The sequence below is a fragment of the Thermodesulfobacteriota bacterium genome, from assembly GCA_035559815.1.
GTDB lineage: Bacteria > Desulfobacterota_D > UBA1144 > Nemesobacterales > CSP1-2 > DATMAT01.
The window spans coordinates 17505-31552 of record DATMAT010000015.1 but is presented as its reverse complement, the minus strand read 5'-3'; the positions used below and the strand labels follow the sequence as shown (position 1 = coordinate 31552).

Here is a 14048-nt window from a genome sequence, read left to right as displayed (position 1 = left end):
AGTTCCGTTCTACGTTCGAGTGGTCATTGTCAAACCTGGTGGCCATGTTGAGGTATAACCTGTTTACATACAGAGACTTATGGGAGTGGATCGATAATCCTTTTGAAATACCACCCATAGTGCCTGATGCTGAACAACTTTATTTTAAGGGTATATGATTTGGACAGCATATGCAGAGTAAACAGACAAAAGAGGGGTAACCTGGTTTTGAAAAGGAGGTTTTATCTGTCTAAAAGCCTTGTTTTACGGGGATGGATTTCTTGATACCTGATTATTTTGGACAGCAGTGAAGCGACACCTTTATTCAATAATATAAGTGTGACCAGTACAGATTCAATTTTTCGATAGTGCATAACGAGGCTTGCCGTTGCGAGGAACACATTCGCTATGTTCAGGATAAACTCCGGGAGAAATCAAAAGAAAGATTCCTCGTTTCACTCGGAATGACAGGGAGAGTAGCAGATTGTGGAAACAGTCTAATGAAGTAATCTAAATACGAGATTGCCACGCCGCCAAAAGGCGGCGGCTCGCAATGACAACTAACAACTATTCTTGAATACACTGTTACTTGACATAATTGATATGACTTATCGATTCGGGCAGATTTTCCCAATATAATAATTGAGTATAAAGAAAGAGTGTTATGATTTTCGATGAATCGACAGGAGGATAAACCATGAAGGTTTTTGAGATAAAACAAGCAGCGGGCATTGACTCACTCGATTTAGTTGAACGACCAAATCCTAAGCCGGGATATGGACAGGTACTGGTGAGGATTAAAGCCGTATCGCTCAACTACCGTGATTTGCTGGTGGTCAAAGGAGCATATAGCCGAAATCTCCCGTCCGGTCTTATTCCTTGCTCAGACGGTGCGGGCGAGGTCGTCGAAGTTGGAGACGGCGTTTCACGGGTTAAACCGGGAGACCGGGTGGCTGGCACCTTCTTTCAGACCTGGATATCTGGAGGGTTAGACGAGAGCAAAGCGAAATCGGCTCTGGGCGGTGCAATAGACGGTGTGCTTGCGGAGTATGTTTTGTTCAATCAAGATGGATTGGTACACATCCCCGAGCATCTGTCCTACGAAGAGGGAGCGACATTACCTTGCGCCGCGGTTACGGCATGGAACGGGCTTGTTACCTCGGGTGGCATGAAGCCCGGCGATACGGTGCTGGTGATGGGCACGGGAGGGGTTTCCATCTTTGCGCTACAATTCGCCAAGATTTCTGGTGCAAGGGTGATTGCCACATCCAGCAGCGACGAAAAGCTGGAACGGGTCAAACAGATGGGGGCATCGGACGGTATTAATTACAAATCCGTGCCGGACTGGGAAAAGAGGGTATGGGAATTAACCAGCAAAGTGGGAGTCGACCATGTGGTAGAGGTAGGTGGGGCTGGAACATTGGCTAAATCGCTACGGGCTGTGCGTATAGGCGGTCATATCAGCTTAATTGGGGTGCTTTCCGGGGCAGGAGAAGCCAACCCCTTGCCGGCGGTGATGAAAAACGTTCGTATACAGGGAATCTATGTGGGTTCTCGCGACATGTTCGAGGCGATGAATAGCGCAATCTCCTTGCATCAACTTCATCCGGTGATTGACCGGGTTTTTCCGTTTGAGGGGGCTAAGGAAGCGTTTAGCTACATGGAAAGTGGTGCGCACTTTGGCAAAGTGGTTATTCGACTCTGATATAATAAAAATATCCCAATGAAAAAACAAGGAGGTAATCATGAAACGAAAAGCCTCGGCAGTATGGAAAGGTGACCTTAAGAGCGGTAAAGGAACTATCTCCACCGATAGCGGTGTTTTATCCAATACTCAATATTCCTTCAGCACCCGCTTTGAGGATGGAATCGGTACCAATCCGGAAGAACTAATAGCCGCGGCCCATGCCGGTTGTTTCTCGATGGCTTTATCCGCACAACTGGGCAATGCCGGTATGGTCGCCGAAAGCATAAACACCACCGCTACGCTCACTATGGAAAAGCTGGACGCGGGCTGGACGGTAACCGCAGTTCATCTTGACGTAACCGCAAGGATTCCGGGTGCAGACCATACGGCCTTTGAAACAGCAGCCAAAAACGCTAAAGAAGGGTGTCCGATTTCACGCCTTTTGAATGCGAAGATCACGATGGAGGCAAAGTTGCAAGGTTGAGTGCTCAATAGAAGTTAGAAGGTAGCAAAGAGAGTTCAATCTCCGTACCCGGCCCTATGACCTCGTGTACCATGCTTATTTTTTACCAAGGAATTCTCAGGAATTTTTTCGCCTGTAGCTATAATCTGGAAGATAACATCGAAACTGCTCTATAGAATTATAATTCACAATAATTTCAAGAAATATTTTGTGAGGAGGTATCTCATGAGCAAGCTAACCATGACCAGGGAGGAGATTTACGACTTCTTACAAGAGCCACGGCTTTGCTATGTGGCTACGCTCACCAAGACCGGGCATCCACATGTTACTCCCATTTGGTGCTATTATGACGGCCGGTATTTCTATATGACTTTGATGGATGGAAATCCGAAGAGCCGTTCTCTCAGCAGGGACCCGAGAATAAGCATAGCGGTAAGCAGCGATAGCCTTCCGTACAAGGCGGTGGTTGTCCATGGCACTGCGGAGTTGATTCGCGGAGATGTTCGTCCGTTTATCCGCGATATTGCTAAAAAATATGCGGGCGATGGACAAGCCGACTCGATCACGGACATGCTCATGAAGAATCCGCAGGTAGTAATCAAAGTGACTCCCAATCGAATTTATTCCTGGGACCAGTCTAAGGGGACATTCGACGAGGTTGCCGCCGCAGAGAAGACAGGCATTGACCTTCGCATATTGTAGACATTAGGCTAACAACCAGGGTGTATTTGGCATTGACCGGAGTAGCGCGTTTCAAATGCATGACGATAAAGATAATTATAAAAAAATTGAGGAGAAGGAGTGGAAGAATGGTATGCAATTGGTTTTTAGCTTTCTTTATTTCGATTTTATTTTTGATCTTGTCCTCGGCGATGGCCGAGGAAACCGTCATTATCAAGGAGTGGGATGTTCCCACGGTAAATGCTTTTCCTCATGACCCAGCGGTTTCGCCGGACGGCTCACTCTGGTATACAGGAATGGGGGCAAATAATCTGGGGCGGCTGGATATTAAGACCGGACAAATAAAAGAATATCCGCTAAAGACGGCAGATTCAGGCCCGCACGGTCTGGTGTCCGATAAAGAGGGAAACATCTGGTTCACCGCAAATTACCGGGGTTACATCGGGAAGCTCAATCCGAAAACAGGCGAAGTAACCGAGTATCCCATGCCCGGTCCCGACGCCAGCGACCCACACACCCTGATCTTCGACCAGAAAGGCATACTGTGGTTCACCGTACAGCGGGGGAATTTTGTGGGGCGCTTAGACCCGAAGACTGGAGAAATCAAACTCAAACAGTCGCCCACGCCTAACTCTCGACCATACGGGATTGTCGTAAACTCTGAAGGCGTTCCGTTCTTTTGCCAGTTGGGTACAAACAAGATTGGGAAGATTAATCCGGACACCATGGAGATCACCGAGTACTTGCTTCCGGAAGGCGCCAGGCCTAGACGGCTGGATATTACCCCAGACGGTACGGTCTATTACACCGACTATGCTCGTGGGTATTTAGGCCGGCTCGACCCAAAGACGGGTAAAGTAGAAGAGTGGGCCTCTCCAGGTGGTCCTCAATCTCGCCCCTATGGTATTGCCGCAACACTGGACGGGATGGTTTGGTACAGTGAATCCGGTGTGAGCCCAAACACTATTGTCCGGTTTGACCCCAAAACGCAATCGTTTTCCACATGGACTATTCCATCCGGCGGGGGAGTGGTTCGTCACATGGTGGCGACTCCTCAGGGCAATTTATACCTGGCCGGCAGCGGGGTGAACAAAGTTGGCATTATCGAACTTCGCCGCTAGCGGTTTAAATCCACGTCCGGTGATAAGGGTTCAAATAAATATTGGATTCCTGCTAAATCTTGTGCCCGCGTGTACTAAGCGGGTAACGTGCGGAAATGGTGATCTTTTCATGTCATGCCCGAATGCTCCCCGCTAAAGCTTGTATCCGAAAGTATTAATCGGATAACATGTGGGGACAGGTTTAATCGGGCATCCATAAAGTATTTAATCATTCCCTTTATTGAAAAGAATTGAATCCAAATTTCAGGTTAAAGCATCTTTGTTGTATTGTAGTATGTCATTGATGGTGATCTCTGGACGTTCAGCAAGAATTTGAAAGACAAATGCATAAAGCTTCGGTAAACTTTATACAATTTCCTAAAACAGGAGGTTATTCATGAGCAAGTTAATAATCGCAATAGCAGTTGCCATAGGTTTAACTTTTGGGAGCGTTTCTTTTTCCGCCTTGACCGGAATAACTAAGGATGCCATGGCCTGTAAGGACAAGGGATCATCCAAAGATAAGGGTGAGGATAAGGGCCAAGAGGCATAAATATTTTCTGGATCGGTTGTTTCAATGTTTTGAACTCAAGCTAAATTTTGGCCCTAAATCCATCTTCCTTTGAGCGAGAGAGGCTCTCTAAGCATCTAACAAGGGGGCTTCTCTCTTTAGTAAATATCGAGCGAGTCGGAATAACAAAAACTAGCTGATTGTTTAGTAACGAGGGATTCGCATAAGCAACCAGTTAGCTGGTTTACTTACCAGAGTTTGTTTGAGGAGTAGTACAAGATTAGTTATTTTAGTCCGATTATTTAGCAATCAAAACATACATGGAAAAGTTAATAGAACTGTTTGGCCTTGATAGGGATTTTACCAAAGCGGAATTGGACCAGGCATACAGGGATTTGGTGCAGGTATGGCATCCGGACAGATATTCATACAATCCGAGGCTGCAGCGTAAGGCAGAAGAGACGCTCAAAGAAATAAATAACGCCTATAAGTTGTTAAGGGAAAGGGTTGTCAGGTCTGATACAAGTACGGTAAGAGAAGAAGCATCCCAGAGAAACGTCCATCCTCAACACGAAGAAACTTGCCATGGACCTAATGAGCAAGAATGGCGTGAAAAAAGTACTGGATATACAAAAAGGTCATCATTAGTCTCCCTGAGAAGCATCTTCCATCCGACAGACTTTTCTAAGACGAGCGAAATTGCTTTTTGCCATGCACTCAAATTGGCGGTTATTATCGGAGGACGGCTTAGCACTTTACACGTAGCTCCGAAGAGAGACGACGCCCACTTCTTCGAGTTCCCGGAGGTGCGGCACACACTAGAGCGGTGGGGGATATTGCCTGAAGGAAGTTCTAAAGAGGATGTGACGGAAAAAGTAGGCATTCGTGTGGAGAAAATTATTAAAGTCCATGAGGACCCAATTCATTCAATTCTGCATTTTCTCGAACACAGCCAAACTGACCTCATAGTGCTTGCTACTCATCAGTCCAGGGAGCCCGCAGGCTGGCTCAGGAAATCGATGGCCATGCCCATTGCGCTCGGGTCGGGCGAGATGACATTATTCGTTCCGGACGGGGTTGACGGATTCGTGTCGGCCAAAAACGGCACAGTCAGTTTGAAACGGGTGCTGATTCCGATTGATAAACATCCCAGTCCACAACTTGCGGTAAACGCCGCCTCCGCGTTGGTTGATGCTCTCGGCTGTGAACATTGCTTATTTTTGCTCGTTCATGTAGGGGACCGTAGTGAAATGCCCGCAGTCAATATTCCCAGGAGAGAGGGTTGGCAATGGGAGAAAGTTATGCGGCGTGGTGATGTGGTAAAAGAGATCCTTCATGTGGGGAATGAGTATTCCGCAGACCTCATAGTGATGACGGCGCACGGCCATGAAGGGTTTCTGGATGTGTTTCGCGGAAGCACTACGGAGCGAGTTTTACGAGGTGCTCGTTGCCCATTACTCGCTATTCCCGCGTTGAGAAAAAGGTCATAAAAGAGGAGCCATAACAAAATCTTTTCACTTATCAGTTAGGGTTGAAAATATGATAGCAAGCAAACTTTCCTATGACGTGGTGAAATTTCTAGCAGATGAAGTGGGTCTTTTCTCCGAGATGGACGAAGAGGAGATAAGCTGCGAAATCAATGGGGATATTATTGAGCTAAAGCAGGGAGAAATGCTATTTAGCGAAGGGGACGAGGCAAGATACTTTTTCGTCATTTTAGAAGGAACGATACAAGCATACAGGGTGATTAACGGGCAGAAACTGCCCATCACCAACTTTGCCAAAGGGATGACCGGCGGAGAGGTGCCATTGCTGGCGGGAACCCCTCACCTGGCAAACGGCGTGGCGTTGACAGACGCAAAGCTTCTCCTTTTAAGCGAGGAATTTTTTTGGTCCATGATCGGGAACTGCGGTACGGTGAGAAAAAAAATACTCGCCGACATGGCCGAGAGAATGCAACAGCTTCAGTTGCTCTCCTATCAAAGGGAGAAGCTTATTTCGCTAGGGACCATGGCAGCCGGTTTGGCACACGAGCTTAATAATCCCGCTTCTGCGGCAAGAAGAACGGCGGAGAATCTTACCAAAACTTTACAGGAGTTCGACATACACTCCTCAGAAATGCTCAAGTGGGTGATGCTCAGGGATGATGTTAATAAAGATGGGTTTCCTTTTCAGTCCTTGGTGGACATCCTCCGAATCGATAGAGTTAAATTGGATTCTCTGGAGAAAAGCGATTTAGAGGATGAGTTGGCGAATTGGTTACAGGAGTACGGTGTTGAGGATCCCTGGAATGTTGCGTCCACTTTGGTCTCGGTAGGGTATACCAAGGAGAACCTGGCCGATTTCTTTCTAAAAAAGGTAGTAGCGGAGCATATCGCCAATGGATTGAACTGGCTTTATAAGGACGTGGAGATGCGCCTTTTATCGAGTGAATTAAAGCAGAGCACGACCAGGATATCCGAGCTGGTTACGGCCATGAAATCATATTCCTACATGGACCAAGTGCTGGAAAAGTCGAAAATTGACCTTCACGAGGGCATCGATAATACGGTGATCATACTGGGACATAAGTTGAAGAAGAAGAAAATCAAGCTGATTAAGGAATACGGGGAAAATATTCCTAAAATATCGGCGTATGGAAGCGAGTTAAACCAGGTGTGGACAAACTTGATAGACAACGCGATTGACGTCTTACCTCATGAAGGCACCATAACTATCAGGACATACCTCGAACAAAACGACCATGACATGGTTGCCGTGGAGGTCATAGACAACGGTCCCGGAATACCCAGGGAAATTCAGCACCGGATATTCGAGCCTTTTTTCACTACCAAAAGGGTTGGTGAGGGCACGGGCCTGGGCTTGGAGATTTCTAACCGGATTGTGGTCAACCAACACCGAGGCTCTATCAACCTGTTCTCCGAGCCGGGATTTACCAGATTTAAAGTTACTTTGCCCGTTGATCTGTAAATTTTAGCCACAGAGCAGACGGAGAGAAAAAAGAGAAAGAACAAAAATTTAATTTGTTTCCTCTGTGCCCTCCGTGGCCAACATTTTTATAATCCGGAATAAGAAAGGTTAAGTCATGAAGAAGCCAATAATATTCACCATAGATGATGACCCTCAAGTATTAAGAGCTATAGAGAGAGACCTGAGAAGGTCCTATAGCAAAGACTACCGGGTGTTGAGCGCGGGGTCAGGGCCGGAGGCGCTCGAAAGCGTCAAGCAATTGAAGCTGAGGAATGAGACCGTGGCCATGTTTATTTCCGACCAGCGGATGCCGGATATGGAAGGGGTTGTCTTCCTGGCGGCGACTAAAGAGTATTATCCGGATGCGAAGAGAACCCTCCTCACCGCTTACTCCGATATCGATGCCGCCATAAAAGCGATAAACGATGTTCAGCTCGATTATTATCTGATGAAACCCTGGGACCCGCCCGAGGAGAAGCTTTATCCAGTCCTTAACGACCTACTGGATGACTGGCTCAATGTATTTAAACCGGAGTTCGAAGGGATCAAAGTGGTAGGTTATCAATGGTCTCCCCACTCTCACGCCATTAAGGATTTTCTTGCCGGAAATCTAATCCCCTATTTATGGCTTGATGTCGAGACTAACGATAAGGCAAAAGAACTCTTGACCCTTAGCGGAATCGACAGCAAAGACCTTCCGGCGGTCTTCTTCGAGGACGGTTCTTATCTGATAAATCCCAGCCCCTTGTCTCTGGCCGGTAAAATCGGATTAAGAGCGCAGGCGTCGGATACATTGTATGACGTGGTGATAATAGGGGCAGGCCCAGCCGGGTTAGCCGCCTCGGTTTACGGGGCTTCGGAGGGGTTAAAGACGCTGCTGGTGGAGAGAAAAGCTCCGGGCGGACAGGCCGGAACCAGCTCAAGGATCGAAAATTATCTGGGCTTCCCCTCTGGCCTCAGCGGCTCTGAGCTTACCAGAAGGGCCATATCTCAAGCGATGCGTTTCGGTGCAGAATTTCTCTCCCCTCAAGAGGTATCCGATATTACGCTAAAGGATAAATACAAGATAGTCACGCTATCTGATGGCAGCGAGGTTAAAACGCTTAGCGTCATCATTGCCACCGGAGTGAATTACCGGCATCACCCGGCCAAAGGGATTAACGATTTTACCGGAGCCGGTGTTTACTATGGAGCAGCGAATACAGAGGCCCACGCTTGCAGAAACTCAGATGTGTACATAATAGGCGGGGGGAATTCAGCCGGCCAGGCGGCGATGTATCTATCAAAGTTTGCCCGCCAGGTTCACATTTTGATACGGGGTTTTTCCTTGTCTTCGACCATGTCCCAATATCTGATCGACCAGGTCAACAAGACCGAGAACATCGAGGTCCATAGCAAAAAAATAGTGGTGGAGGCAACCGGCGACGGGAAATTGGAAGAGTTAATTATCGAAGACCTTGATACAAAGGAAAAGATGAATGTGAAAGCCCGGTCGTTATTCATATTTATCGGAGCCAGGCCCTACACCGATTGGATCAAGCTCGACATCATCAAGAACACCGGAGGGTTCATAGAGACAGGCAGAGACCTTAATAATTATGAAAATTTCAAAAAGGTCTGGAAACTGGAACGCCAGCCGTTCTTGCTGGAATCAAACATTCCGGGAATCTTCGCTGCTGGAGACGTAAGAGCGGGGGCGATGAACCGGATTGCCTCGGCGGTGGGGGAGGGCTCCATGGCGATTAAATTCGTGCATGAGTATCTCTCTGAGCTATAGGTCTATATGAATAGAAGCGGGTCATTGCGAGGAGCGCATTCGCTATGCTCAGTGTAAACTCAGCGACGAAGCAATCTAAATGATATCCCTGCTGAACATTAAGCAATAAGAGGAAACAGATTTTATGTCACAACCGAACGAAACATGCAAACACCTGAGTAATTTCCATTTGATCCTTCCTAAAAAACGGGTGTGCGAAAGGTGTATCAAGATGAAAGACACCTGGGTGCATCTCCGGGTTTGCCAGACCTGCGGTGAGGTGAATTGTTGCGACTCCTCGAAGAACAAGCATGCCACCAAACATTTCCACGAAACCGGGCATGAGGTGGTCATATCCGCAGAGCCCGGAGAGAAATGGGCATGGTGTTACAAGGATGAGGTCTTTGTCGAGTATTGAATGGATACTCGATGATCCCCCGGTTTAACCGGGGGACTAGTATGGAAATAAGTTAGGATGTCGAGAAGATGTCATTCCCACGAAGCTTGTCCTCGCGTATGCGGGGAGTGGGAATCCAGTCTTTAATTATGGATCCCCGATAAAAGAATTCGGGGATGACAGACGGAATGTATGCCGGATTAAGACGCCGGTAAAGAAAACGAGATGTATTCCAACTACTGAAAATCGATTGTATCCAAATCGAAAAGTGAAGAAGTTTCGTATATTATTCACTACGCCTTCTTTGGGTTAGAAGAAAGACCATAAGAGAAAGAGAAAAGGATTTAAGCCTGATAATCAATGCATATGCTACGAGGTTATGTGAGAACAGGAGAAAAGTAATTTAATGTTAAATAGCGAAGTAATAACGGCCGGAGCAGTGCCGCCTTTTTTGGCCGAAGTGGCCGCCTTTATCGCCGTAAGCTCGATCATTGCCTACATCTGCTTCCGTTTAGGACTCGTTCCCATCGTCGGATTTCTGGTTGCCGGTGTCTTGATCGGTCCAAACGGACTTGGTTTTGTCAAGAACCAGGAATTGGTGGATGCCACGGCGGAGATCGGGGTCATATTATTACTCTTCACTATAGGAATAGAGTTCAGTCTGGAGAAGCTGGAGAAGATCAAGAATCTGATTTTCGTGGGCGGTGGACTACAGGTTCTATTATCGACGTTAGCGGTAGCCGGGTTGCTGCTGGTATTCGGCGTGGATTGGAAAGCCGGTGTATTCACCGGGTTTCTAATTACCTTAAGTTCGACTGCAATTGTCCTCAAGCTCCTCACCGACCGGGGCGAGACCAACTCCGTACCGGGTCAAATAAGCCTGGGGCTTCTGATATTTCAGGATTTGGCCGTCATAGTCATGGTACTTTTAGTGCCCATGCTCGGCGGCCGGGGCGGTACGGCTGGAGGTATTGGGATGGCCCTGGGAAAGGCAGCATTAATAATTGCCGTTGTGTTATTTTTTGCCCGGAGGTTGATGCCGAAGGTCCTGGAGGCTGTAGCGCGCACCTGTTCTCAGGAACTCTTCCTTTTGACTGTGATCGCCATTTGCTTCGGTACTGCCTATCTCACCAGCCTGGCCGGGGTGAGCGTTTCGCTGGGCGCATTCCTCGCCGGTCTTCTGGTCAGCGAAAGCCGTTTCAGCCAGCACGCCTTCAGTGAAATACTCCCTTTACAGATACTTTTCAGCGCCACCTTTTTCGTCTCGGTAGGGATGCTGCTCAACCTGGAGTTTCTGGTAGAGAACCTGCCGTTTGTGCTCGGCGCAGTGGCACTGGTTCTTGTAATTAAAGTGATAACGACTGGAGCTAGCGTGTTTGCCCTGGGCTATAAGCTGCCCGTCGTTGCCGCATCCGGGCTTATGCTGGCACAGGTGGGCGAGTTCTCGTTTGTATTGGAACGCGCCGGACGTGAGGTGAATCTCTTCCCGGCAGGTATGGCCGAGGGAGGCTCTCAGACATTCATTGCCGCCACGGTGATACTGATGGTGTTAACCCCGCTTCTCGCTCAGGTTGGAATGGGGCTTTCCCGCCGTATTGAGTCACGCGTAATGAAAACCGAAATGGCTGACGAAACGTTGGAGCCCTTATTGGAAGTATATCCGCATTTAGAGAATCATGTGATTGTAGCCGGCTACGGACAGGCCGCAAGGAAGCTGGTGAGGGTTCTACACGGCTCGGGTATTCCCTACATCATCACCACGCTCAGTCCGATAGGTGCGAATGAAGCCGAGGCGGAAGGTCTTCCGGTTTTAAGAGGCGATGCGAGCAGGTTACACACCCTGACCCTTGCCGGAATAGAGCGGGCTAAGATGCTGGTTATAGCCGACGATGACCCGGCTATGGCGCATCGAATCGCTTCGGTAGCCAGAAACTTCAACCCGACTCTGCAAATCGTGGTGAGAACTCGTTACCTTGCCGATGTCGAGTCGTTAACCAAAGCGGGTGCAGACCGGGTGGTGCTTGAAGAGCTGGAAAGCATCGTTCAACTTTTAGCGGGAATACTGCGCGATTATCAAATTACTGCTGAAGAAATCGAATCCCACGTAGAGGCTGTGCGTAGCGGCGGTTATGCAGCGCTTCGAGGACCAATAACAGATGGAACACCAGTGGTGGTCTGCGACGGCTTGGACCAAAGCTGTCTTGACACGCGCACCGTAACAGTTAGAAGTGGCGCATCCATCTCTGGTCAATCGATTGCCTCACTGAAACTGGGGGAGGAATATGGAATCAGGATTCAGGAGATACGCCGGGATGGGATGTCTATGAGTGACCCCCGATCGGACCTAGTGGTACAGCCGGGAGACGAGCTGGTGCTTTCCGGTTCCGCTCGAGCCTTCGCCAAGGTTGCACCTCTTTTTCGCACCGAGGTATCCGGGGAGGTCAAACAGGCTACGCTTGCTCCATCGTCGAGTTTGGACAGGTACGGCATAGACCTAGAGCAGGTCGTTGAGCTAAAGATGAATTCCAATTCAACGAACTGTTCCCACCTGGACCGAGTACACACAGTTACCCCCAGCGCCAAGGGCTGTGAAGACTGCTTGAGAATAGGGGACGACTGGGTTCATCTGCGTATTTGCATGACCTGCGGACACGTGGGTTGCTGCGATGACTCCAAGAACAAGCACGCCACTAAACACTATCATGATACGGATCATCCGATCATCAAGTCTTTAGAACCAGGCGAAGACTGGGCCTGGTGCTACCCGGATGAGATATTGCTTTAATTAGCCATAGCCTTTATTTTTCGACTATTGCTGTAATGGATACTCATCTGGGATTCCATGCTCAGCACAAGAAATAAACGCTATTTAGTGGTCTTAATGGTTTAAAGAAAAGGCAGTTAACCGGATAAACTTTGTTGAATATCAAAAGTTATTATCAGTAAAAGCTGACTAAAACCATTCACAAAAATACATCAATTTGATTTCCCTTGAATTGGTGGCTTATAATTAGACATGATAAAGGAGGTGGCGGTATGAAGAGTTTCGCTAATGTCACTAGTAAAGTCAGTTTGATTAATCCTTCTTTCTTTGTTCTGATTGTAGGCTTTCTGATATTTTATAGTCCAGTCCGTGCACAGGAAGATTCTTCCGGTGCTAATGTTCTATTTATCCTGGATGGTTCGGGCAGCATGGCCGGCCAGGTCGAAGGAAAAATCAAGATGAACGTAGCAAAGGAAGTGATGGTGAATTTGATAGAGGAGCTGCCCGACGACGTGAACGTAGGACTGGAAGTATATGGACATAGAAGTAAAGGGGATTGTGATGATATCGAGCTCTTAGTGCCTGTAGGGAAAGCGGATAAGGCGACTTTGATTAAACAAATCAATTCAATACAGCCCAAGGGAAAAACGCCTATTTCAAAGTCGATTGAAATGGCCGGTGAACAACTGCAGGCCATGGAAGAGGAGACTACGGTAGTTCTGGTCAGCGATGGGGAAGAAACCTGCGAAGGAGACCCCTGTGCTTTAGTCAAATCTTTAAAGGAAAAAGGAATCAAAGTGAAAGTGCATGTAGTAGGGTTCGATGTCGGGGATAAGGAGAAGAAGCAGTTGAGTTGTATTGCGGAGGCTGGGGAAGGAAAATACTTTACGGCGAAGAACTCTAATCAGTTAAAAGAGGCTTTAGCAGAAGTTAAAGAAGAGGTTATACAAAAAGTAGAGGGGCCTAAGATGGCGACTCTGCCGAAAGGCGGGGACAGGATAGAGACTGCTGTACCGATTTCTGTCGGCGATTATCTTTTGGATCGGGACATACCCAAGGATACCCGGGAGTATTTCGCGGTTAAGGTAATGGCCGGGCAGACCTTGGCCGTGGGGTTTCGGACACCGGATATTTCTCATCCTTACGCCGGGGCGGCGATTTATAGCGATGATAAGAATCTCCTTGTTGACGAAGTAATCATCGGCGACTCAAGCACTTTGAAAACAGTCGGCTGGACAACTAATTCGAATAAGGACGAGTATACGTTCTATATCGGTGTGGGGAACACCTACAATAAAAACGCAAAAGGATCGACCTACTACATCTCGGTCAAGGATAACTTTGACCTTAACTCTTCGACCGACACGGCGGACTCCTTCGATAATGCGCTCCAGATAGAGCCGGGAGCGTTTAACGGATTCCTGGCGGGTGATTGGGGAGACGACAGAAAGGACTTTTATTCCATTCCCTTGAAGGCGGAACAAAAGATTAGCCTCAAGGTTACACCGCCGTCCGACGTTGGTTACACCGTGTCCATCTGGGACCAGGACCGGGTAAAGGTAGCGGAGAAAACATCCGCAAACCCCGGCGCTATCGCCCGCATTTCCTGGACGGCTCCAGAAGAACAGGAAGTAGTATATCTTTTGGTCGAGCCTAGCGCTGTTCCTAAGGAATCTACGAGCATTACCTATACGATGGATGTCAAAGTGGAGTAGTTGATTTATAAGCGTTCAGAATATT

At 48.0% G+C, this 14048-nt stretch carries 11 protein-coding genes; all 11 read left to right on the top strand.

Going from position 1 to position 14048, the window contains the following annotated elements:
- Positions 1-676 precede the first annotated feature (676 nt).
- The 11 genes from VNN20_03360 to VNN20_03310 all read left to right on the top strand — a co-directional run bounded on the left by VNN20_03360 (position 677) and on the right by VNN20_03310 (position 14023).
- Positions 677-1684 (top strand): NAD(P)-dependent alcohol dehydrogenase, encoded by a 1008-nt coding sequence (locus VNN20_03360; GenBank protein ID HWP91224.1) that lies wholly within the window; start codon positions 677-679, stop codon positions 1682-1684.
- 40 nt (positions 1685-1724) lie between these two features.
- Complete coding sequence (locus VNN20_03355) at positions 1725-2150, top strand: OsmC family protein (protein HWP91223.1); 426 nt, start codon at positions 1725-1727, stop codon at positions 2148-2150.
- Between the two features lie 204 nt (positions 2151-2354).
- The gene (locus VNN20_03350) at positions 2355-2831 is read left to right on the top strand and encodes a PPOX class F420-dependent oxidoreductase (protein ID HWP91222.1); all 477 of its coding nucleotides are present in this window, start codon (positions 2355-2357) and stop codon (positions 2829-2831) included.
- A 107-nt stretch (positions 2832-2938) separates the two neighbouring features.
- The gene (locus tag VNN20_03345) at positions 2939-3931 is read left to right on the top strand and encodes a lyase (GenBank protein HWP91221.1); all 993 of its coding nucleotides are present in this window, start codon (positions 2939-2941) and stop codon (positions 3929-3931) included.
- A 376-nt stretch (positions 3932-4307) separates the two neighbouring features.
- A complete protein-coding gene (locus VNN20_03340) occupies positions 4308-4463 on the top strand; it encodes a hypothetical protein (protein HWP91220.1) in 156 nt (51 codons plus the stop codon).
- A gap of 278 nt (positions 4464-4741) precedes the next feature.
- The gene (locus VNN20_03335) at positions 4742-5911 is read left to right on the top strand and encodes a universal stress protein (GenBank protein ID HWP91219.1); all 1170 of its coding nucleotides are present in this window, start codon (positions 4742-4744) and stop codon (positions 5909-5911) included.
- Positions 5912-5960: 49 nt separating this feature from the next.
- Complete coding sequence (locus VNN20_03330) at positions 5961-7391, top strand: ATP-binding protein (GenBank protein HWP91218.1); 1431 nt, start codon at positions 5961-5963, stop codon at positions 7389-7391.
- A 115-nt stretch (positions 7392-7506) separates the two neighbouring features.
- Positions 7507-9168, top strand: coding sequence for an FAD-dependent oxidoreductase (locus VNN20_03325; GenBank protein ID HWP91217.1), 1662 nt, complete (start codon positions 7507-7509; stop codon positions 9166-9168).
- Between the two features lie 124 nt (positions 9169-9292).
- Positions 9293-9565, top strand: coding sequence for a UBP-type zinc finger domain-containing protein (locus VNN20_03320; GenBank protein HWP91216.1), 273 nt, complete (start codon positions 9293-9295; stop codon positions 9563-9565).
- A gap of 385 nt (positions 9566-9950) precedes the next feature.
- Positions 9951-12329, top strand: a complete 2379-nt coding sequence (locus VNN20_03315) for a cation:proton antiporter (protein ID HWP91215.1) — start codon at positions 9951-9953, stop codon at positions 12327-12329.
- Positions 12330-12580: 251 nt separating this feature from the next.
- A complete protein-coding gene (locus VNN20_03310; protein ID HWP91214.1) occupies positions 12581-14023 on the top strand; it encodes a VWA domain-containing protein in 1443 nt (480 codons plus the stop codon).
- Positions 14024-14048 lie beyond the last annotated feature (25 nt).